The 20,095-nt window shown below is 72.3% G+C and carries 19 protein-coding genes; 6 read left to right on the top strand and 13 right to left on the bottom strand.

The features are described from left to right. Positions 1-109: 109 nt before the first annotated feature. The 10 genes from aroQ to ACGFZF_RS22430 all read right to left on the bottom strand — a co-directional run bounded on the left by aroQ (position 110) and on the right by ACGFZF_RS22430 (position 10,215). Positions 110-556, bottom strand: coding sequence for a type II 3-dehydroquinate dehydratase (aroQ, locus tag ACGFZF_RS22475; RefSeq protein WP_147977100.1), 447 nt, complete (start codon positions 554-556; stop codon positions 110-112). Continuing rightward, positions 553-1,647: a 3-dehydroquinate synthase gene (gene aroB, locus ACGFZF_RS22470; protein WP_393556625.1), complete on the bottom strand. Its 1,095-nt coding sequence runs from the start codon at positions 1,645-1,647 to the stop codon at positions 553-555. The genes aroQ and aroB overlap by 4 nt, the downstream gene beginning before the upstream one ends. Continuing rightward, a complete protein-coding gene (locus ACGFZF_RS22465) occupies positions 1,644-2,129 on the bottom strand; it encodes a shikimate kinase (RefSeq protein WP_384871847.1) in 486 nt (161 codons plus the stop codon). Before ACGFZF_RS22465 ends, aroB begins: the two co-directional genes overlap by 4 nt. 44 nt (positions 2,130-2,173) lie before the next feature. Next, positions 2,174-3,358 carry a chorismate synthase gene (gene aroC / locus ACGFZF_RS22460; protein ID WP_393556623.1) on the bottom strand — a complete coding sequence of 395 codons (1,185 nt, stop codon included), beginning with the start codon at positions 3,356-3,358 and terminating at the stop codon, positions 2,174-2,176. A gap of 210 nt (positions 3,359-3,568) precedes the next feature. Continuing rightward, positions 3,569-4,399, bottom strand: coding sequence for a shikimate dehydrogenase (locus ACGFZF_RS22455; RefSeq protein ID WP_393556621.1), 831 nt, complete (start codon positions 4,397-4,399; stop codon positions 3,569-3,571). Further along, positions 4,399-6,189 (bottom strand): endolytic transglycosylase MltG, encoded by a 1,791-nt coding sequence (gene mltG, locus ACGFZF_RS22450; RefSeq protein WP_393556619.1) that lies wholly within the window; start codon positions 6,187-6,189, stop codon positions 4,399-4,401. The genes ACGFZF_RS22455 and mltG overlap by 1 nt, the downstream gene beginning before the upstream one ends. A 101-nt stretch (positions 6,190-6,290) precedes the next feature. Beyond that, a complete protein-coding gene (gene ruvX, locus ACGFZF_RS22445) occupies positions 6,291-6,755 on the bottom strand; it encodes a Holliday junction resolvase RuvX (protein WP_393556767.1) in 465 nt (154 codons plus the stop codon). A 2-nt stretch (positions 6,756-6,757) separates the two neighbouring features. Beyond that, on the bottom strand, positions 6,758-9,427 hold the full coding sequence (gene alaS, locus ACGFZF_RS22440; protein WP_393556617.1) for an alanine--tRNA ligase: 2,670 nt from the start codon (positions 9,425-9,427) through the stop codon (positions 6,758-6,760). Beyond that, positions 9,427-9,777 (bottom strand): DUF6167 family protein, encoded by a 351-nt coding sequence (locus ACGFZF_RS22435; RefSeq protein WP_393556615.1) that lies wholly within the window; start codon positions 9,775-9,777, stop codon positions 9,427-9,429. Before ACGFZF_RS22435 ends, alaS begins: the two co-directional genes overlap by 1 nt. Positions 9,778-9,783: 6 nt before the next feature. Continuing rightward, positions 9,784-10,215 (bottom strand): DUF948 domain-containing protein, encoded by a 432-nt coding sequence (locus tag ACGFZF_RS22430; RefSeq protein ID WP_393556613.1) that lies wholly within the window; start codon positions 10,213-10,215, stop codon positions 9,784-9,786. Between the two features lie 170 nt (positions 10,216-10,385). Here ACGFZF_RS22430 and ACGFZF_RS22425 point away from each other — a divergent pair, with 170 nt between their 5' ends. Next, entirely contained in the window at positions 10,386-12,539 is a 2,154-nt protein-coding gene (locus ACGFZF_RS22425) for an ATP-binding protein (RefSeq protein WP_393556611.1), read from the top strand. 34 nt (positions 12,540-12,573) lie between these two features. Here ACGFZF_RS22425 and rpsD read toward each other — a convergent pair whose 3' ends face one another. After that, positions 12,574-13,188, bottom strand: coding sequence for a 30S ribosomal protein S4 (rpsD, locus tag ACGFZF_RS22420; protein WP_147977107.1), 615 nt, complete (start codon positions 13,186-13,188; stop codon positions 12,574-12,576). A 194-nt stretch (positions 13,189-13,382) separates the two neighbouring features. Between rpsD and ACGFZF_RS22415 the strand changes: the two genes are divergently transcribed. Further along, positions 13,383-14,087, top strand: a complete 705-nt coding sequence (locus ACGFZF_RS22415; RefSeq protein ID WP_393556608.1) for a DUF2470 domain-containing protein — start codon at positions 13,383-13,385, stop codon at positions 14,085-14,087. Positions 14,088-14,180: 93 nt separating this feature from the next. Here ACGFZF_RS22415 and ACGFZF_RS22410 read toward each other — a convergent pair whose 3' ends face one another. Beyond that, on the bottom strand, positions 14,181-15,533 hold the full coding sequence (locus tag ACGFZF_RS22410) for a replication-associated recombination protein A (protein ID WP_356600893.1): 1,353 nt from the start codon (positions 15,531-15,533) through the stop codon (positions 14,181-14,183). 124 nt (positions 15,534-15,657) lie between these two features. Next, the gene (locus ACGFZF_RS22405; protein ID WP_393556606.1) at positions 15,658-16,281 is read right to left on the bottom strand and encodes a vitamin K epoxide reductase family protein; all 624 of its coding nucleotides are present in this window, start codon (positions 16,279-16,281) and stop codon (positions 15,658-15,660) included. A gap of 138 nt (positions 16,282-16,419) precedes the next feature. On the opposite strand from ACGFZF_RS22405, the gene ACGFZF_RS22400 reads away from it, so the two are divergent. Genes ACGFZF_RS22400 through ACGFZF_RS22385 form a run of 4 tightly spaced genes read left to right on the top strand, consistent with a single transcriptional unit; the run spans position 16,420 to position 19,995 of the window. Then, positions 16,420-17,286: an ABC transporter ATP-binding protein gene (locus tag ACGFZF_RS22400; protein WP_393556604.1), complete on the top strand. Its 867-nt coding sequence runs from the start codon at positions 16,420-16,422 to the stop codon at positions 17,284-17,286. Further along, complete coding sequence (locus ACGFZF_RS22395) at positions 17,283-18,152, top strand: ABC transporter permease (protein WP_393556602.1); 870 nt, start codon at positions 17,283-17,285, stop codon at positions 18,150-18,152. The genes ACGFZF_RS22400 and ACGFZF_RS22395 overlap by 4 nt, the downstream gene beginning before the upstream one ends. Further along, a complete protein-coding gene (locus ACGFZF_RS22390) occupies positions 18,149-19,354 on the top strand; it encodes a sensor histidine kinase (RefSeq protein WP_393556600.1) in 1,206 nt (401 codons plus the stop codon). Before ACGFZF_RS22395 ends, ACGFZF_RS22390 begins: the two co-directional genes overlap by 4 nt. Then, positions 19,351-19,995, top strand: a complete 645-nt coding sequence (locus ACGFZF_RS22385) for a response regulator (RefSeq protein ID WP_393556598.1) — start codon at positions 19,351-19,353, stop codon at positions 19,993-19,995. Before ACGFZF_RS22390 ends, ACGFZF_RS22385 begins: the two co-directional genes overlap by 4 nt. Positions 19,996-20,095 lie beyond the last annotated feature (100 nt).

The following is a 20,095-nucleotide window of genomic DNA, read 5'->3' as shown; positions in this document are numbered from 1 at the left end:
GCCACTCCGTCTCGTACGGCCGATACTCCGGGGAACGTTACCGCCCCCGGCCCCGAACAAGGGAACGGGCGGGGGCGGTTCGACGTGCCCGGAGGCCGCCTCGGGTGCGTCAGGCGGTGAGTTCCTCGGCGAGCGCGCGCAGGGCGAGCCGGTAGGAGCCGATGCCGAAGCCGGCGATGGTCCCGGTCGCGACGGCCGCGACGACCGAGGTGTGCCGGAACTCCTCCCGCGTGTACGGGTTCGAGATGTGCACCTCGATCAGCGGCGCGGTCCGCTGGGCGGCCGCGTCGCGCATCCCGTAGGAGTAGTGCGTGAACGCGCCCGGGTTGAGGACGACCGGCACGGATCCGTCGGCCGCCTCGTGCAGCCAGCGGATCATCTCGCCCTCGTCGTTGGTCTCGCGCACGTCGACGTCGAAGCCCAGCTCCTCGCCGAGGGCCCGGCAGGACTCGACCAGGCCCTTGTACGACGTGGCGCCGTAGATGTCGGGCTCGCGGGAGCCGAGCCGGCCGAGGTTCGGGCCGTTCAGCACGAGGACCCGCCGGAGCTCGCTCACGCGGACACCTCGCCGTAGGCGGCGAGCAGCACGGCCGGGTCGGGGCCCTCCATCACGGTCGGCTTGCCGAGCCCGTCGAGGACGATGAAGCGCAGCAGGTCGCCGCGGGACTTCTTGTCCACCTTCATCGTCTCCAGCAGCTTGGGCCACTGGTCGCCCCGGTAGGTGAGCGGCAGGCCGACCGACTCCAGGACGCTGCGGTGCCGGTCGGCGGTGGCGTCGTCGAGCCGTCCGGCCAGCCGGCCGAGCTCCGCCGCGAAGACCATGCCGACGGAGACGGCGGCGCCGTGCCGCCACTTGTAGCGCTCGTTCTTCTCGATGGCGTGCGCGAGGGTGTGGCCGTAGTTGAGGATCTCGCGGCGGCCGGACTCCTTGAGGTCGCCGGAGACGACCTCGGCCTTCACCTTGATCGAGCGGACGAGCAGCTCGGCGGTGTGCGGGCCGGCCGGGGTACGGGCGGCCTGCGGGTCCTCCTCGATGAGGTCGAGGATCGCCGGGTCGACGATGAAGCCGGCCTTGATGATCTCCGCGAGGCCGCTGACGTAGTCGTGAACGGGCAGCGAGTCCAGGGCGGCGAGGTCGCACAGCACGCCGGCGGGCGGGTGGAAGGCGCCGACGAGGTTCTTGCCCTCGGCGGTGTTGATGCCCGTCTTGCCGCCGACCGCCGCGTCGACCATGGCCAGCACGGTCGTCGGGACGGCGATCCAGCGCACGCCGCGCAGCCAGCTCGCGGCGACGAAGCCGGCCAGGTCGGTGGTCGCGCCGCCGCCCACGCCGACGATGACGTCGGTGCGGGTGAAGCCGGTCTGGCCGAGCGCCTTCCAGCAGTAGGCCGCGACCTCGACGGTCTTGGCCTCCTCGGCGTTCGGCACCTGGATGGCGACGGTCTCGTAGCCCTGGTCGGCGAGGTCGGCGCGCAGTGCCTCGCCGGTCTCGGCGAGCGCCTCGGGGTGGATCACGGCGACGCGCTTGGCCTTGCCGCCGATCAGGGTGGGGAGCTCGCCGAGCAGTTGCCGGCCGACCAGCACCTCGTACGGATCCGTGCCCGCCGAACCGCCGACCTCGATGCGGGTGACTTCCTGGTCCGTCATACGTCCTTCTTCAGCTCCAGTGCGTCGAGGACCGCGCTCGCGACCTCTTCGGGGGTGCGGTCGTCGGTGGTGACGACGACGCGTGCGACTTCGGTGTAGAGGTGGCGGCGCGCCTCCATCAGCTCGCGCCACTGGCGGCGCGGGTTGACGGCGAGCAGCGGCCGCGCGGTGTTGAGGCCCACACGGCGGACCGCCTCCTCGACGTCCATCGAGAGATAGGCGACGGGCAGGCCGCTGAGGAGTTCACGGGTGCCGGCGTCCAGGATCGCGCCGCCGCCGAGGGCGAGGACGCCCTCGTGCTCGGCGACCGCGGTGCGGACGGCCGCCCGCTCCAGGGCGCGGAAGTGTTCCTCGCCCTCCTCGACGAAGATGTCCGAGATCTCGCGCCCCTGGGCGGCGACGATGTCGGCGTCGGTGTCCCGGTAGGGCGCGCCGAGCAGCTCGGCCAGGAGCGCGCCCACCGTGGACTTGCCGGAGCCCATCGGCCCGACCAGGACGACCAGCGGTCCGTGCGGCACGGGAGCCGTCACCGGATGTGCAGGTTGTCGAGGTACGACCGGACGTTGCGGCGGGTCTCCGGGACGCTGTCGCCGCCGAACTTCTCGACGACGGCGTCCGCGAGGACGAGCGCGACCATGGCCTCGGCGACGATGCCGGCGGCGGGCACGGCGCAGACGTCGGAACGCTGGTGGTGGGCCTGGGTGGCCTCGCCGGTGACGACGTCGACGGTGGCCAGCGCGCGCGGGACGGTGGCGATGGGCTTCATCGCCGCGCGGACGCGCAGCAGCTCGCCGGTGGTCAGGCCGCCCTCGGTGCCGCCGGAGCGGCCGGAGGTGCGCCTGATGCCCTCGGGAGTGGTGACGATCTCGTCGTGCGCCTGCGATCCGGGCACCCGGGCGAGGTCGAAGCCGTCGCCGACCTCGACGCCCTTGATGGCCTGGATGCCCATGAGGGCGGCGGCCAGCCGGGCGTCCAGCCGGCGGTCCCAGTGGACGTGGGAGCCGAGGCCGACGGGCACCCCGTAGGCCAGGACCTCGACGACGCCGCCGAGGGTGTCGCCGTCCTTGTGGGCCTGGTCGATCTCGGCGACCATCGCCTTCGAGGCGTCGGCGTCGAGGCAGCGGACCGGGTCGGCGTCGAGCTTCTCCACGTCGGCGGGCGTCGGGTGGACGCCGTACGGGGCCTTGGCCGCCGCGAGCTCGACGACGTGGGAGACGATCTCGATGCCCGCGGCCTCCTTGAGGAAGGAGCGGGCGACGGCGCCGAGGGCGACGCGGGCGGCGGTCTCCCGGGCGCTGGCGCGCTCCAGGATCGGCCGGGCCTCGTCGAAGCCGTACTTCTGCATGCCGGCGAGGTCGGCGTGGCCGGGGCGGGGCCGGGTCAGGGGCGCGTTGCGGCCCGTCTCCTTGAGCTCCGCGGGGTCGACCGGGTCCGCCGACATGACCTTCTCCCACTTGGGCCACTCGGTGTTGCCGACCATCACGGCGATCGGGGAACCGAGCGAGAGCCCGTGGCGGACGCCGCCGAGGAAGGTGATCTCGTCCTGCTCGAACTTCATCCGCGCGCCGCGTCCATAGCCGAGACGCCGCCGCGCGAGGTGGTCGGCCACCAGCTCAGTGGTGACCGGGACGCCGGCGGGAAGGCCCTCCAGCGTCGCGACCAGGGCGGGTCCGTGGGATTCTCCCGCAGTCAGCCAACGCAACCTGCTCAACGATGCTCCTCATGCTCGCGCCTGGCACTGCAACGGCACGACCGGGTGCGCGGCCCTGGCCCGCCGACCTCGATCCTCCCACGTCCGGGGCCCCGACCTGATAGCCGGTCCATTAGTCGGACGATGCGGAACGAGAAGCCCGGGCAATCATCGGAGCGCAGCACACCGGTTCGACGGGGGCGCCGGACCGGTGTGCGGCGGATGCCGGGGTCAGTGGGCGGAGGGCAGCGCGGCGGCGCCCGCCGCCCGCATCGCCGCCAGGGGCGCCGGCGCGCGCCCCGTCATCTGCTCGACCTGCAGGACGGCCTGGTGGACGAGGAGGTCGAGGCCGCCGACGACCGCTCCGCCGCGCTCCTCCCAGGCCGCCGCGAGCGCGGTCGGCCAGGGGTCGTAGAGCACGTCGAAGAGGGTGCCGGGCGCGTCCGGCACCTGCGCCGCGAGCGCGTCGGTGGTCCCGGCCGGGGTGGTGGCGATCACCAGCGGCGCGGCGAACGCCTCCGCGGCGTCCGCCCAGTCGGCGGTGCGGACGTCCGCTCCCAGGCGCTCACCCCAGCCCCGCATCTCGGCCGCCCGGGCCTCGCTGCGGACGTACGCGGTGACGGGGCCGGAGCAGATCCGGGCGAGAGCGGCCAGCGCCGAGGACGCGGTGGCGCCCGCGCCGAGGACGGCGGCGGACTCCACCTTCTCCACGCCCCGCTCGCGCAGGGCCGCGATCATGCCGGGAATGTCCGTGTTGTCGCCGAGCCGGCGGCCGTCCTCGGTGAGGACGACCGTGTTCACGGCCTCCACCGAGGCCGCCGTGTCGCTGATCCCGTCGAGCAGCGGGATGATCGCCCGCTTGAGCGGCATGGTCAGCGACAGCCCGGCCCATGAGGGGTCCAGACCGGCGACGAAGCCGGGCAGCGCCTCCTCGTCCACCTCGAAGCGGTCGTACGACCAGTCCGTGAGCCCGAGCGCGGCATACGCGGCCCGGTGCAGCACCGGGGAGAGCGAATGGGCGATCGGGGAGCCGAGGACGGCTGCGCGCCGTGGTGCGGGCATCAGTTCTTCCTCGACTTGTTGAACTGCTCGACCAGCTTCTGGTGCTCGGCGTTGGTCTTGGTGAACTTGGACGACTTCCCGTCGAGGGAGATGAAGTAGTACCAGCCGTCGTGCGTCGGGTTGACCACACCCTGCATGGCCTCGGCCCCCGGGTTGCCGATCGGGCCGGGCGGCAGCCCGCGGTAGTAGTACGTGTTGTACGGGTTGTCGTACTTCCGCAGTTCCTCGAGGCTGAGGTCGAGCTTGCTCTGGTTCTTCACGTAGTTGTACGTGGAGTCGAACTCGAGCATGCCGTTGGTCTGCACGTTGCCCGGCTTCAGGCGGTTGTAGACGACCTCGCCCATCTTCCGGAAGTCGTCGTGCGAGGTCCCCTCCGCCTGGACGAGGCTCGCGATCGTGACGAGCTCCCACGGTCCCTTGACGCCGAGCTCCTTGGCCTTGGCCTCCAGGTCGAACTTCGCGTACTCCTGGTTCGCCCGCGCGACCATCTTGCGCAGCACGTCCTCGGGCTTCTGGCCCTTGGCGACCGGGTAGCTCGCGGGGAAGAGGAAGCCCTCCAGCGGGTCCTTGAGCTTGGAATGGCCGGCGGCCCAGGCCGGCAGGCCGAGCTTCGCGGCCTGCGCCTTGGCCACGCCCTGCGTGGTGCCGGCCTCGAGTTCGAGCTTCTTGTCGATCTGCTCGTAGACCCAGACGTTGCGGCGGCCCTCGGGGATGACGAAGTTGGCCTGGCTCGCCGGGTTCAGCATCAGCGAGACGGCGCTCTCCGCGGACATCTCCTTCTTCAGCGTGTACACGCCCGCCTGGATGGTGTTGCCCTTGGCGTTCTTGCCCTGGGCGGAGACGAAGGCGTCGACGCTCTTGACGACGCCGGCCCGTTTCAGGATGTTGCCGATCTCGTAGCCGCCGGCGCCCTTCGGGATCTCGACCTCGACCGAGCCGGAGCCCGCGCCCGCGAAGTCGGGCGCCGCACCGAACTGGCCCTGCCAGAACTGGTAGCCGAAGTAGCCCACGCCGCCGACGCCGCCCGCGAGGACGAGCGCGACGACGAGGCAGGCGCAGCCGTTCCTGCTCTTCTTCTTGCCCTTGTCCTTGCCGCGGCGCTCACGGCCGCCCGTGCGCGAGCGGGACTCGGCCGGGTCGTCGTCGTACTCGTCGTCGCCGTCGTCCTCGCCGGTGAAGAAGGGGTGCTTCTCCTCCTCCGGGACCTCCGCGTCCCAGTCGGTCGCCGGCTCGGGCTCGGCCGGCCGGGCGGGCGGTGCCTGCCGTCGGCCGGGGGGCTGCGGCGGCGGGTACGCCTCCGGGGTGCCATAGAGGTCCGGGCTCTGGCCCCCGTAGGGATCGGCGGGGGTGACGCCGTACGGCATCGCCGCCTGGCCCGTCTCCCAGCTCGTGTCGTACTGCTGTGCGGGGTACCCGGGCGTGTCGTAGCCCTGGCCCTGCTGCCCCTGCTGATGCCCGTACGCGCCCTGCTGCTGCCCGCCGTAGGTCTGGTCGCCGTACGCGGGATCGGCGTACCGAGGATCGTTGTACTGGGCATCGTTGTACTGCTGATGCTGCTGGTACGCCTGCTGCTCGGGATGCTGCGGCTGCTGGTACTGGGGGTGGTAGCCCTGGGCCTGGCCCTGAGGCTGCCCCTGCCCCTGGGCCTGACCCTGGCCGTACGGGTCCTGCTGGTCGTACTGCGCCTGCTGCGGGTACTGCTGCTGCTGGCCTCCCCATCCCTGGTCCCCGTACAACGGGTCCTCGGGATGCCACGGTTCGGAGCCGGAGCCCCGGCCATACTCAGTCATCGATCCCCAAACAGCCGCGAGACGTCCGGACGGTCCGCCTCTACGTAGTGCGGCAGTTGTTCGAATGCCGCCGCATCGCGCGGAACGTTACCGTATCGCGATCAGGTGCCCACTTCGACGCCCTCGCCGGGCGGATTACCTGATACCCGTTCGGACTCAAGAGCGTTCTGAAGGATGATCACAGCGGCGGCCTGATCGATGACGGACCGGCCCTTCTTCGACTTCACACCGGAGGCCCGCAGCCCCTGGGCCGCCGTCACGGTCGTCATCCGCTCGTCCACCAGCCGGACGGGGACGGGGGCGACCCCCCGGGCCAGCACCTGGGCGAAGGCCCGCACCTTGGCCGCGGCCGGCCCCTCGCCCCCGGAGAGGGAGCGAGGGAGGCCGACCACGATCTCGATCGGTTCGTACTCCTCGGCGATCTGCCTCAGCCGCCGGTGGGCGGCCGGGACGTCACGTCCCGGCACGGTCTCCACCGGGGTGGCGAGGACCCCGTCGGGGTCGCACGAGGCGACCCCGATCCGGGCGTCCCCGACGTCGATCGCGAGACGGCGACCGCGGCGCATCGTCACGCCGTCTCCGTCACGAGACGCTCGACGGCGGCGATGGCCTCGCCGACGGCCTCCGGGTTCTGACCGCCGCCCTGGGCGACGTCCGGCTTGCCGCCGCCACCGCCGCCGAGGGTCTTGGCGGCCGTGCGGACCAGCTCGCCGGCCTTGAGACCGCGCTCACGGGCCGCCTCGTTGGTGGCGATGACCGTCAGCGGCTTGCCGTTGGCGGTGGTGAACAGGGCGACGACGGCGGGACGGCCGCCCGAGATGCGCCCGCGCACGTCGAGGACCAGCCTGCGCAGGTCGTCGGCGCCGGTGCCGTCCGGGACCTGACCGGTCACGAGGGCGACGCCGCGGATGTCCTGGGCGCCCTCGACGAGACCGGCGGCGGCCTGGAGGACCTTCTCCGCGCGGAACTTCTCGATCTCCTTCTCGGCGTCCTTCAGCTTGCCGAGCATGGCGGAGATCTTCTCCGGCAGCTCCTCGGGGCGGCCCTTGACCAGCTCCTGGAGCTGGGCCACGACCGTGTGCTCCTTGGCGAGGAAGTTGTACGCGTCGACACCGACGAGGGCCTCGATCCGGCGCACGCCGGAGCCGATGGAGGACTCGCCCAGCAGCTTCACCAGACCCAGCTGGGCGGTGTTGCCGACGTGCGTGCCGCCGCACAGCTCCTTGGAGAAGTCGCCGATGGTGACGACACGCACCTTCTCGCCGTACTTCTCGCCGAACTCGGCGATGGCGCCCTGGCGCTTGGCCTCGTCGATCGGCATGACCTCGGCGTGGACCTCCAGCTCGCGCGAGAGGACCTCGTTGATCTTCTGCTCGACGTCGGTGAGGACGGCGCCGGGAACGGCGTTCGGCGAACCGAAGTCGAAGCGGAAGCGGCCGGGCTGGTTCTCGGAACCGGCCTGGGCGGCCGTCGGGCCGAGGGCGTCGCGCAGCGCCTGGTGGGTGAGGTGGGTGGCCGAGTGGGCGCGGGCGATGGCCCGGCGGCGGCGCACGTCGATGGTCGCGTAGGCGGTGGAGCCCACGGTCACCTCGCCGACCTGCACGGAACCCTTGTGCACGGAGACACCGGGGACCGGCTGCTGGACGTCGCGGATCTCGATGACGGCGCCGCTGTGCAGCCTGATCCGGCCCTGGTCGGCGATCTGGCCGCCGCCCTCGGCGTAGAAGGGGGTGCGGTCGAGGACGACCTCGACGTCGTCGCCCTCGGAGGCGGCCGGCGACGGGAGTCCGTTGACCAGCAGGCCGACGACGGTGCTCTCGCCCTCGGTGTTCGTGTAACCGGTGAACTGGGTGGCGCCGCTGGTGTCGGCGATCTCCCGGTAGGCGGTGACGTCGGCGTGGCCGGTCTTCTTGGCCTTGGCGTCGGCCTTGGCGCGGTCCCGCTGCTCCTTCATCAGGCGGCGGAAGCCGTCCTCGTCCACGGAGAGGCCCTGCTCGGAGGCCATCTCCAGGGTGAGGTCGATCGGGAAGCCCCAGGTGTCGTGGAGCAGGAACGCCTTGTCGCCGGAGAGGACCGTGCCGCCGGCGGACTTGGTCTCGGTCACGGCGGTGTCGAGGATGTTGGTGCCGCCCTTGAGGGCCTTGAGGAACGCGGCCTCCTCGGCGAGGGCGACGGTCTCGACGCGCTTGCGGTCGGTGACGAGCTCCGGGTACTGCTCGCCCATCGTCCCGATGACGGTGTCCACGAGGTCCTGGACGACCGGGCCGGTGGCGCCGAGCAGGCGCATGTTGCGGACGGCGCGGCGCATGATGCGGCGCAGGACGTAGCCGCGGCCCTCGTTGCCGGGGGTCACGCCGTCGCCGATGAGCATCACGGAGGTGCGCATGTGGTCGGCGACCACGCGCAGCGAGACGTCGCTCTCGTGGGACTTGCCGTAGTCGACGCCGGTCAGTTCGGTGGCCTTGTCGATGACGACCTTGAGGGTGTCCGTCTCGTACATGTTCTGGACGCCCTGGAGGATCATCGCCAGGCGCTCCAGGCCGAGGCCCGTGTCGATGTTCTTCGACGGCAGCTCGCCGAGGATCGGGAAGTCGTCCTTGCCGGAGCCCTCACCGCGCTCGTACTGCATGAAGACCAGGTTCCAGATCTCCACGTACCGCTCGTCGTTGACGGCCGGGCCGCCCTCGACGCCGAACTCGGGGCCGCGGTCGTAGTTGATCTCGGAACACGGGCCACAGGGTCCGGGGACGCCCATGGACCAGTAGTTGTCCTTCTTGCCGAGGCGCTGGATGCGCTCGGCGGGGACGCCGACGACGTCGCGCCAGATCTGCTCGGCCTCGTCGTCCTCCTGGTAGACGGTGATCCAGAGCCGCTCCGGGTCCAGCCCGTAGCCGCCGTGCTCCACCGAGGTGGTCAGCAGCTCCCAGGCCAGCTTGATGGCGCCTTCCTTGAAGTAGTCGCCGAAGGAGAAGTTGCCGCACATCTGGAAGAACGTGCCGTGGCGGGTGGTCTTGCCGACCTCTTCGATGTCCGGCGTCCGGACGCACTTCTGCACGCTGGAGGCGCGCGAGAACGGCGGCTTGACCTCGCCGAGGAAGTACGGCTTGAACGGCACCATTCCCGCGGGGACGAGCAGCAGAGTCGGGTCGTCCGCGATGAGCGACGCCGAAGGGACGACGGTGTGACCGCGCTCCTCGAAGAAGCTCAGCCAGCGGCGGCGGATTTCAGCCGACTCCATCAGTGGTCCTCATTCCGGTTGTACGGGATCGTGCGTGGGATGTGCGTGGGGTTCTGCGGGGAACGCTGCGGCGGCTCGTCGAGGGCGAGGAGACGGCGCTGCGCGGGGAGTTCCCGCCCGGGCTGTGCCTCGATGCCCAGCACCTCCTCGAGTTCGGCCTCGCGCTGGGCCATGCCCGCCCTGACGTCGAGGGCGAAGTCCTTGAGACGGTGGCCCGCCTCGACCGCCTTGTTCGCCGCCTGCGCGGCGAGGCTCTCGGGCGTCAGCTGCCGGAGCTTCCGGTTGACCTTGGTGGTGGCCCACACGCCGGCGGCTGCGCCGGCGGAGAACCAGAACGTACGGCGGAACATCGAGGCTCAGCCCTTCTGCTTCCGGCGCCGCGCCGGCGGCACCGTGCGACCGACGACGACGGCACGTGGCGAGGGCGCCTGGGGCGCCCCGTCCCGGTTCCGGCCGAGCGCCTTGCGCACGCCGTAGCCGAACGCGGCGACCTTCACGAGCGGACCGCCGAAGGTGGAGGCGACCGTGGTCGAGAGTGCCGAGGCGTTCGAGGTGACTTCCTGGACGTCCGAGGTGATCGCGTCGACCCGGTCGAGCTGCGTCTGCGCCGACCGCACGGTCGCGGAGGCGTCGCCGAGCAGCGGCACCGCCTGTTCGGTCACGTCAGCCACCAGTCTGGTGGTCGCCTTGAGCGTCTGCGCCAGCCTCACCAGCACCACGGCGAGGAAGGAGACGAGAATCGCCCAGAACACGGCCACCAGGATCCCGGCAACCTCTCCACCGGTCACTCCGCACCACTCTCTGCTGTCGTCGGGCCCTTGCCAAAAGTCGTCCTCCGACCCTATCGCGCCCGTGGTCTTGCGCCGTACCGCATTACGGCGGGCATCGCCGCTCGTGGGAGGGGGATCGCGCGATCCGATTGTACGGAGCGCGTGCGGCTGGGTACGCTCCGTGTCCCATGCGAAGGAGCAACCTCCCCGCGGAGCTGAACCGGTTCGTCGGACGGTCGGGCGAGCGGGGCGAACTGGCCCGGCTGCTCGGTGAATTCCGCCTGGTCACCGTGGTGGGCGTGGGCGGCGTCGGCAAGACGCGGCTGGCGTTCTCCGTGGCCGCCGGGACGGAAGGGCGGCACGCCGACGGGGTGCGGGTGGCCGCGCTGTCGGCGCTGCGGGATCCGGGCCTGGTGGCCCACGCCCTGGTCGAGGCACTGGGCCTGACGGACCACACGCTGCGCGCGCCGCGCGAACTGCTCGTGGAGGACCTGTCCGACCGCCGGCTGCTGCTGGTCGTGGACGGCTTCGAGCACCTCGTCGAGGCGTGCGCCCCGCTGCTCCGGGACCTGCTGACCGCCTGCCCCGGGCTGACCGTGCTGGCGGTGGGACGCCGTCCGCTGCGGCTGGACGGGGAGGCGGTCTTCACCCTGCCGCCGATGGGCGACGAGGACGCGGTCGCCCTGTTCGCCGAACGGGTCGCGGCGACGGGATCGGCCCCGCCGGCCGCGACGGACGGGGACTCCGCCGCCGTACGGGAGTTGTGCCGGCGGCTCGACGGGATCCCGCTGGCCCTGGAGCTCGCGGCCGCCCGGATGCCGCTGCTCACGGTCGAGCAGATGCTGCACCGGCTCGACGACCGCTTCCGGCTGCTCACGGCCGGCACCCGCGGCGCCCTGCCCCGCCACCAGACGCTGCGCACGGCGATCGGCTGGAGCCACGAGCTGTGCACGCCCGAGGAGCGGCTGCTCTGGGCGCGGCTCTCGGTGTTCGCCGGGCCCTTCGACCTGGACGCGGTGGAGTACGTCTGCGGCGGCCCCGATCTCCCGGCCGAGCGGGTCCTGGAGGTGCTGGGCGAGCTGCTCGCGCAGTCGCTGGTGTCGCGGGTGGACACGCCCGCGGGGCCGCGCTACCGGATGCTGGGCACGATCGCCGCGTACGGGGCGCAGTGGCTGGCGGAGCTGGAGGACGGCGAGCGGATGCGCCGCCGGCACCGCGACTGGTACATGGGGCTGGCGACCTGGTGCGAGCTGGAGTGGTTCAGCCCGCGGCAGGCCGAGGTCGCGGCCTGCACCGAGGTCGCGCTGCCCAACCTCCGGGCGGCCCTGGAGCTGTGTCTGGAGCAGCCGGACGAGGCGCATCTGGCGCAGCATCTGGCGGGCACGCTGTGGTTCTACTGGGCGGGCTGCGGGCGGCTCTCGGAGGGCCGGCACTGGCTCGACCGCGCGCTGGCGTTCGGCTCGGAGCACGAGGACGCCCGGCTGAAGGCCCTGTGGGTGCTCGGCTACGTGGCGATCCTGCAGGGGGACGGCACGGCGGCGGTGGCGGCGCTCCACGAGTGCGGCGAGCGGGCGCGGGCCACCGGGAACCGGCTGGCGCAGGCGTACGCCACGCACCGGATGGGCTGCCTGGCGCTGCTCTCGGACGACATGCCCCGGGCGGAGCGGCTGATCGGCGAGGCGCTGGCGGCGTACCGGGAACTGGGCGAGCTGAACAGCAACGTGCTGATGGGCCAGGTCGAGCTGGCGATGGCCCGGGTGTTCCAGGGGGATCTGGAGAGCGCGGTGGCGCTGTGCGAGGAGGTCCGGGAGATCTGCGAGGAGCGCGGCGAGCGCTGGACCCGGGCGTACGCGCTCTATGTGCTGGCCTACGCGGCGTGGACCAGGGACGACCACGGCGAGGCGCGCCGGCTGCTGTCCGAGTGCATCACCATCGACCACGCCTTCCACGACCTGGTGGGGCTGGTCCTCGCGATCGAGCTGCTGGCCCTGGTGACGGCGAGCGAGGGGGACGCGGCGGAGGCCGCGGTCCTGCAGGGGGCCACGATCCCGATGTGGGACGCGGTGGGTCTGCGGCTGTTCGGTTCGGTGTCCTTCGGCGGGCCGCGCGCGCTGTGCGAGCGCGAGGCGGGCCGGCGGCTCGGGGTGGAGCGCTACGCGGCGTCCCTGCGCGAGGGGATGGGCCTCCCGCTGCACGTCGCGGTGGAGCGGGCACTGCTGCGACGGGATCCGGCCACGGGCGCGAGGGGGCCCGCGTATCCGCGCCCCTTCCGTACGACGGTCCCGGACACGCGGAAGCCCGCCGGCTCCCCCACCGGAAAGGGCGGGGAAGCGGCGGGCTGAAGACCGCGAGGTGCGCGGAGCTCCTACGCCTGGATCAACGGGCGTAGTACTCGACGACCAGCTGCTCGTCGCAGATGACCGGGATTTCCTTGCGGTTCGGGTCGCGGTCGAGGCGGAAGGCCAGGGCCTTCAGGTTGACCTGCAGGTAGCGCGGGGTCTCACCGTCGGCGGCGAAGCCACCCTCGCGGGAGACCTGGAACAGCGGCTTCTCGCGCGAGCGCTCGCGGACCATCACGACGTCGTCGGGACGGACGCGGAACGACGGCTTGTCGACCTTGCCACCGTTGACCTGGATGTGACCGTGCACGACCATCTGGCGGGCCTGGTAGATGGTGCGGGCGATGCCCGAACGCAGGACCAGGGCGTCGAGGCGACGCTCGAGCTCGACGACCAGCGCCTCGCCCGTCTTGCCCTCGGCCTTCTTGGCGCGGTCGTAGGCGCGCGCCATCTGGCGCTCGCTGATGTCGTACTGCGCACGCAGGCGCTGCTTCTCGAGCAGACGGACCTTGTAGTCCGAGTTCTGCTTGCGGCCACGGCCGTGCTCGCCCGGCGGGTACGGGCGGGCTTCGAAGTACTTGACAGCCTTCGGCGTCAGCGCAATACCGAGCGCACGCGACTTCTTGACCTTGGGACGCGACTGGTTAGGCACGTTCTCCAGACCTCCGTTGTAGGTTAGGTTAGGCTCACCTTACTCAAGGAGATCGCATGTCTCGCCCTGGGAACACCACGCGCATCACAGACAGCAGCACAAAGAACGATGCTTCATCCTTGGATGGCATCGATGTGACGGAGGTCCGATCAGCTCATGGTCAGCCGCGTCCCAGCGGGCTTGAAATCGCACGGATGCCGTCAGCAGCCGAGCGCACACGAACTCTCGTACAGAGTACATGCTCCGCGGTGCTGCTCGTCCCGGGGGCCTCGGCCGCCCGCCCCGAGCAGCTGACCCCCCAGGCCCGGGCGATCGGCCCGGACGGCGAGATCCTCCTGCTGTTCCCGGCCGACGCACCGCCGGTGCGGGCCGCGACCCACGCCCAGGACGACGAGCTGGCCGTCGTGCTGGAGCTCACGGACGTGGCGCCGGTCTCCGTCCCCCACCGTATCCGGGGGCGGGCCTGGGTCTCCGGCTGGCTGACCTGCCTGCCCGGGGTCGCCGAGCCCGGCAGCATGATGCTGCGCCTCGAGGTGGGCGAGGCGAGCGTGGACGACCTGTGGGGCGCCTCCCCGGTCGACGCGGAGGCGTTCGCCGCGGCGGCTCCCGACCCGCTGCACGCCCACGAGACCGAGCTCCTCCAGCACCTGCACGCGGCACACGGCGAGCAGGTGCGCGCGCTGAGCGGCCTGCTCGGCGCGCGCTCGGCCGCGATGGCCCCGACGCGCGACGTGGCACCGCTGGCCCTGGACCGGTTCGGCCTCCGGGTCCGCTTCTCCTCCGGACCCCGGCAGTGCTTCGACGCGCGCTTCGACTTCCCCGAGCCGGTACGGGACGTCTCCGGCCTGCGCCGCGAGATGCACCGCCTCTTCGACGCGGCCCGGTCCGGCCGCTCCTGACCGTCAGGGGTCGCCGGCCCGCATCCCCGCGGCGCCCGCTCCTCGGCGGAGGCGACGCCCCGCCCGACCCCGGCCCCGATCCGGACGAAGCCCCTAGCCGTCGCCCTTCAGGCGCTCGCGGACCTTCTCCACGACGTCCGCGTATCGCGCCTCCGCGCCGTAGCGCGTCGGCTCGTAGTACCGCCTGCCGTGGACCGCGTCCGGGGCGTACTGCTGAGCGGCGATGCCGCCCGGCACGTCGTGCGGGTACACGTACCCCTGCGCGTGGCCGAGCTTGGCCGCGCCCTTGTAGTGGCCGTCCCGCAGGTGCGCCGGGACCGGACCGGCCAGGCCGTTCCGTACGTCCGCCCGGGCCGCGAAGATCGCGGTGGTCGCCGCGTTCGACTTGGGGGCCAGGGCGAGGGCGATGGTGGCGTGGCTCAGCGTGAGCGCGGCCTCCGGAAAGCCGATCAGCGCGACGGCCTGGGCCGCGGCGACGGCCGTCGGCAGGGCCGTCGGGTCGGCGAGGCCGATGTCCTCGCTGGCCGAGATCATCAGGCGCCGGGCGATGAACCGGGGGTCCTCCCCCGCCTCGATCATCCGGGCCAGGTAGTGCAGTGCCGCGTCCACGTCCGAGCCGCGGATCGACTTGATCAGCGCGCTGGCCACGTCGTAGTGCTGGTCGCCGTCCCGGTCGTACGTCACCGCGGCGCGGTCGACGGTCTCCTCGACCGTCTGGAGGGTGATCTCCTGCTCGCTCTTGGCGAGGGCCGAGCCCGCGGCCGCCTCCAGGGCGGTCAGCGCCCGCCGGGCGTCCCCTCCGGCGATCCGCAGCAGGTGCGCCTCGGCGTCCTCGGGCAGGGTGACCGCCCCGCCGAGCCCGCGCTCGTCCGTCAGGGCCCGCCGCAGCAGGTCGCGCAGGTCGTCGTCGGTGAGCGACTCCAGGGTGAGGAGCAGGGAGCGCGAGAGCAGCGGGGAGATGATCGAGAAGTAGGGGTTCTCCGTGGTCGCCGCGATGAGCGTCACCCAGCGGTTCTCCACCGCCGGGAGCAGCGAGTCCTGCTGGGCCTTGGAGAAGCGGTGGATCTCGTCCAGGAAGAGGACGGTCTCCTTGCCGTAGCCGCCGGCCGCCCGCCGCGCCCCGTCGATGACGGCGCGGACCTCCTTGACGCCTGCGGTGATCGCGGAGAGCTCCACGAAACGCTTGTTGGTGGCCTTGGAGACCACGTACGCGAGGGTCGTCTTGCCGATGCCGGGCGGCCCCCAGAGGATCACCGACGAGGCGCCGGCCGGTCCGCCGCCGCCTTCGCCGACCAGGCGGCGGAGCGGTGATCCCGGCTTCAGCAGATGCTGCTGGCCGAGGACCTCGTCCAGGGTGCGCGGGCGCATCCGGACGGCCAGGGGGCTGCTGGACGGGTCCTTCTCCTGGCGTTCTTCGGCGGCTGCGGTAAAGAGGTCGGGCTCCACAGTGATGAAGCCTAAGTCAGGGCACCGACAACCCCGCCCGGCGGACCGGCCCGCGAGGGGCGTCCTGGGCGCGGGTCGCCGGGCCGGACCCGGACCCGGACCGCCCGGCGGGGCCGGTCCGGCCTCAGCTGGTCCAGAAGTCCCACCAGCGGGTCAGGATCAGCATGCCGATGATCCCGACGTGCAGCACCGGCAGCACCCAGGTGAACTCGTCGAAGAAGGTCCGCAGGCCCCGGGGAGCCGGGATGACCCCCGAGCGGACGTTCTGCGAGGTGACGTACCAGAACATGACGATGGTGGCGACCCAGGCCAGGCAGCACCACAGGCACAGCGAGTTGATCTCGTACAGCGACTGCTGCATCAGCCAGGTGCAGAACCCGACGCCGAACAGCGTGCCGGCGTTCAGGCCGAGCCAGTACCAGCGGCGGTAGCGGGCGCCGGCGAGGAGCGCGACGCCGATCGCGACGACCATGGCGTAGGTGACGAGGCCGAGCATGGGGTTCGGGAAGCCGAACACCGACGCCTGGTCGCTCTTCATGATGTTGCCGCAGGAGACGACCGGGTTCAGGCTGCAGCCCGGCGTGAAGTTCGGGTCCTCCAGCAGCTTGAACTTGTCGATCGTGATGACCCATGCGGCGAGCAGCCCGGCGGCGCCGGTGATCACCAGCAGCCAGGCGAAGGCCCGGCTCGCCCCGATCGTGCGGCCGTCGCGCTCCCCGGACACCTGGTCAACCGCTGCGTTCGTCATATCCGCCGTTCCGTCGCTCGCTGCCTGCCTCTGGGCACGGTCATTCTGCCGCACGGGTGCCGCTGTCCACCGTTCGGTGGACATAAGAGGGACCGGTGGACGGGCAGGGAATCCCGCATTCCGCAGGACGCTCGACCCATGACGGACACGGACACGGAATTCGCGGTACGGGTACGGGGGCTTCGCAAGCGGTACGGCGACGTCACCGCGGTGGACGGTCTCGACCTGGGCATCCGCCACGGCGAGGTCTTCGGCATCCTGGGCCCCAACGGGGCGGGCAAGAGCACCACGGTCGAGATCCTCCAGGGACACCGGTCCCGCGACGCGGGCGAGGTGTCGGTGCTCGGCGCCGATCCGGCCGAGGGGAACGGGTCGTGGCGCGCGCGGGTCGGCATCGTCTGGCAGGACGAGTCGGCGCCGGCCGAGCTGACGGTGCGGGAGACGGTCGGGCACTTCGCGCGCTACTACCCCTCGCCCCGGGACCCGGAGGAGACGATCGCCCTGGTCGGCCTGGCGGAGAAGGCGGACAGCCGGATCAAGGCGCTGTCAGGCGGCCAGCGGCGCCGGCTGGACGTGGCGCTCGGGGTGATCGGCGGACCGGAGCTGCTGCTGCTCGACGAGCCGACGACCGGATTCGACCCGGCGGCCCGCCGGCAGTTCTGGGAGCTGATCCGGCGGCTGGCGGCCGAGGGCACCACGATCCTGCTCACCACGCACTACCTGGAGGAGGCGGAGGCGCTCGCGGACCGGCTCGCGGTGGTCTCGGCCGGCCGGGTGGTGGCCGAGGGACCGCCCGACCGGCTGCGCGACGAGCACGGCTCCGGCGCGACGGTCTCCTGGACCGAGGCCGACGGCTCGCCGCGGAGCGAGGACACGGTCACGCCCACCCGCACCGTCGCCGCGCTCATGGCGCGCTTCGACGGCGAGATCCCCGGGCTGGCGATCGGCCGGCCCACGCTCGAGGACGTCTATCTGCGCCTGACCGGACAGGAGGTGGCCCGATGACCGCCACGACGACGAAGCAGGGCGCCGCGGCGAAGGCCGCCGCGCGGGGACGCACGGAGCGCGGCACCTGGGCGCTCGCCTGGTCCCTCGGGCTGAGCCGGGGCGCGCTGGAGCTGAAGCAGTTCTTCCGGATGCGCGAGCAGGTGGTCTTCACCTTCGCCTTCCCGATCGTCTTCCTCTTCCTCTTCGCGTCGATCTTCGGCGACGAGATGGAGGGCACGGGCACGACGGCCGCCCAGCACTACGTGGCGTCGATGATCGCCGCCGGCATCATGTCGACCAGCTTCCAGTCGCTGGGGATCTCGATCGCGGTCGAGCGGGACGAGAAGCAGCTGCGCCGTCTGCGCGGCACGCCGATGCCCCCGGCCGCGTACTTCCTCGGCAAGGTGTGGCTGGTCCTCGTCACCTGCCTGCTGGAGACGGCGGTGCTGCTCGCCTTCGGCACCACGTTGTACGACGTCGACCTGCCGGGCGACCTGACGGGCTGGCTGACCTTCGCCTGGATCTTCCTGCTCGGCCTGACGGGCTGTTCGCTGCTGGGCATCGCGATCAGCAGCGTGCCCCGGTCGGCGAGGAGCGCCACCTCGGTGGTCGTCCTGCCCTTCCTGGTCCTGCAGTTCATCTCGGGGGTGTACATCCTCGTGGACGCGCTGCCGGACTGGATGCTGACCGTCGGCTCGGTCTTCCCGCTGAAGTGGATGGTGCAGGGGCTGCGCGGGGTGTTCCTGCCGGACGCGGCGGCGGTGCTGGAACCGGCGGGCAGCTGGGAATTCGGCCGCATCGCCCTGGTCCTGGGCGCGTGGTGCGTCGGAGGATTGCTGCTGTGCCTGCTGACATTCCGCTGGAAGAACCGCGACGACGCATGAGCGAGCCCGCCGGTGCCCGGGACTCGGACGTCCACGACCGGACGTTCTGGAACTGGGACGTGTACTTCGCCGTCGTCTGGGTGGGCACGCTGGCCTTCGCGCTCGGCGCGGAGCACCCGGCGTGGCACGTCCGGCTGGCGGCCGCCGGCGTCTTCTGCCTGCTGGTGCCCTGGTACCTGCTGGCGGGCCGGCCGCTCATGGTGTCCGGCCGGCAGGACGACACCGCCGCCGTGCGGCGGTACCTCGCGGGGGCGCTCGCGGTGTACCTGACGGCGGCGGTCCTGGTCGGGGAGACCCGGCTGGCCGCCTTCCTGCTGGTGCCACAGTGCTTCATGCTGCTGCGGGTCGGCTCCGCCCGGCTCGCGGTGACCGTCGTCAATCTGGTGCCGGTGGCCGGCTGGGCGCTGGTGTGGCGGCCCGCGGCGGCCGACGTCTTCCTCAACTCCGTCTTCGCCGCCGTCACCTGCTGCTTCTCGGTCGTGCTCGGCACCTGGATCATCCGGGTCGTGGACCAGAGCGAGGAGCGGGGCCGGCTCATCGCGGAGCTGGACGCGAGCCGGGAGGAGGTCGCCCGGCTGTCGGCGGAGCACGGCGCTCTGGCGGAGCGGGCACGGCTGTCCCGGGAGATCCACGACACCCTCGCCCAGGGATTCACCAGCCTGCTGATGCTGGTGCAGGCCGTGCAGTCGGAGCTGGACCGGGACCCCGAGGGGGCCCGGCGCCACCTCGACCTGATGGCGGACACCGCCCGGCAGAACCTCGCCGAGGCGCGCGCCCTGGTCGCGGACGGCGCCCCGGCGGACCTCGCGGGCGGCTCGCTCGCCGAGGCCCTGCGCCGCCTGACCGGCCGTCACGAGGCGGCCGCGGCCCTGACCGTCACCGGAACCGAACGCGCCCTGCCGGCCGCCCTCGAAGTGGTCGCCCTGCGCTCCTGCCAGGAGGCACTGTCCAACGCCCGCAAGCACGCCGGGCCTTCGGCCGCCGTCTCCGTGTCCCTGCACTACGCCGAGCGGTCGCTGCTCCTCTCCGTACGCGACGAGGGGCGCGGGTTCGATCCCGCGGCACCGCACGGGGGATACGGGCTGAGCGGACTGCGGGCGCGCGCGACGGAGGTCGGCGGGGCCGCGGCCGTACGCAGCGGTCCGGGCCAGGGCACCATCGTCACCGTCGAACTGCCCGTCCCTGCCTGGAGTTCCGCATGACCACACCCCTCTCCCCCATCCGGGTCCTGCTCGCCGACGACCATCCCGTCGTGCGGGAGGGGCTGCGCGGCATGCTCGCCGCCGAACCCGGCCTCGACGTGGTCGGCGAGGCGTCCAGCGGGCCCGTCGCGGAGGCGCTGTGCGCCGAGCTCAGGCCCGACATCGTGCTGATGGACCTGCGGATGCCGGGGGGCGGGGGTGTCGACTCGATCCGGCGGATCACGGCGGCGGGACTGCCGTGCCGGGTGATCGTGCTGACCACCTACGAGACGGACGGGGACATCCTGCGGGCCGTCGAGGCGGGGGCGGCGGGGTACCTGCTGAAGGACCTGGCCCGGGGCGAGCTCGCCGACGCGATCAGGGCGGCGGCCCGCGGCGAGACCGTCCTGGCCCCGTCGGTGGCGGCCCGTCTGGTCGACCAGCTCCGGGCCAGACCGGAGCGCCCGCGGCTGTCGGAACGCGAGCGGGCGGTGCTCCGGCTGGTCGCGGAGGGCTGCACGAACGCCGAGATCGGGCGCCGGCTGCACATCGGGGAGTCGACGGTGAAGACCCATCTCCTGCGGACCTTCGGCAAGCTCGGGGTGGACGACCGCACGGCGGCGGTGACGAGCGCGTTGCGGCACGGGCTGCTCGACGGCTGAGCCGGACGGCAGGAAACCCGCCCCCGGGAGCGGAGCGGGACGGGGGCAGGGCCACTCCCCGCCGGGACGCCCGAGGGGCTCCGGGCCGCGGTCGCGGTCC

Origin of the sequence: Streptomyces sp. NPDC048338 (assembly GCF_043201055.1) — a bacterium.
GTDB lineage: Bacteria > Actinomycetota > Actinomycetes > Streptomycetales > Streptomycetaceae > Streptomyces.
This window is presented reverse-complemented; position numbering and strand designations above follow the sequence as displayed.

Bases quoted from the DNA above. Each gene is read 5' to 3' on its own strand.
- aroB (WP_393556625.1), bottom strand. From the start codon at position 1,647: ATGACGGACCAGGAAGTCACCCGCATCGAGGTCGGCGGTTCGGCGGGC.
- ACGFZF_RS22465 (WP_384871847.1), bottom strand. From the start codon at position 2,129: ATGGGCTCCGGCAAGTCCACGGTGGGCGCGCTCCTGGCCGAGCTGCTC.
- ACGFZF_RS22455 (WP_393556621.1), bottom strand. From the start codon at position 4,399: ATGCCCGCACCACGGCGCGCAGCCGTCCTCGGCTCCCCGATCGCCCAT.
- mltG (WP_393556619.1), bottom strand. From the start codon at position 6,189: ATGACTGAGTATGGCCGGGGCTCCGGCTCCGAACCGTGGCATCCCGAG.
- ruvX (WP_393556767.1), bottom strand. From the start codon at position 6,755: ATGCGCCGCGGTCGCCGTCTCGCGATCGACGTCGGGGACGCCCGGATC.
- alaS (WP_393556617.1), bottom strand. From the start codon at position 9,427: ATGGAGTCGGCTGAAATCCGCCGCCGCTGGCTGAGCTTCTTCGAGGAG.
- ACGFZF_RS22435 (WP_393556615.1), bottom strand. From the start codon at position 9,777: ATGTTCCGCCGTACGTTCTGGTTCTCCGCCGGCGCAGCCGCCGGCGTG.
- ACGFZF_RS22425 (WP_393556611.1), top strand. From the start codon at position 10,386: ATGCGAAGGAGCAACCTCCCCGCGGAGCTGAACCGGTTCGTCGGACGG.
- ACGFZF_RS22415 (WP_393556608.1), top strand. From the start codon at position 13,383: ATGCCGTCAGCAGCCGAGCGCACACGAACTCTCGTACAGAGTACATGC.
- ACGFZF_RS22405 (WP_393556606.1), bottom strand. From the start codon at position 16,281: ATGACGAACGCAGCGGTTGACCAGGTGTCCGGGGAGCGCGACGGCCGC.
- ACGFZF_RS22400 (WP_393556604.1), top strand. From the start codon at position 16,420: ATGACGGACACGGACACGGAATTCGCGGTACGGGTACGGGGGCTTCGC.
- ACGFZF_RS22395 (WP_393556602.1), top strand. From the start codon at position 17,283: ATGACCGCCACGACGACGAAGCAGGGCGCCGCGGCGAAGGCCGCCGCG.
- ACGFZF_RS22390 (WP_393556600.1), top strand. From the start codon at position 18,149: ATGAGCGAGCCCGCCGGTGCCCGGGACTCGGACGTCCACGACCGGACG.
- ACGFZF_RS22385 (WP_393556598.1), top strand. From the start codon at position 19,351: ATGACCACACCCCTCTCCCCCATCCGGGTCCTGCTCGCCGACGACCAT.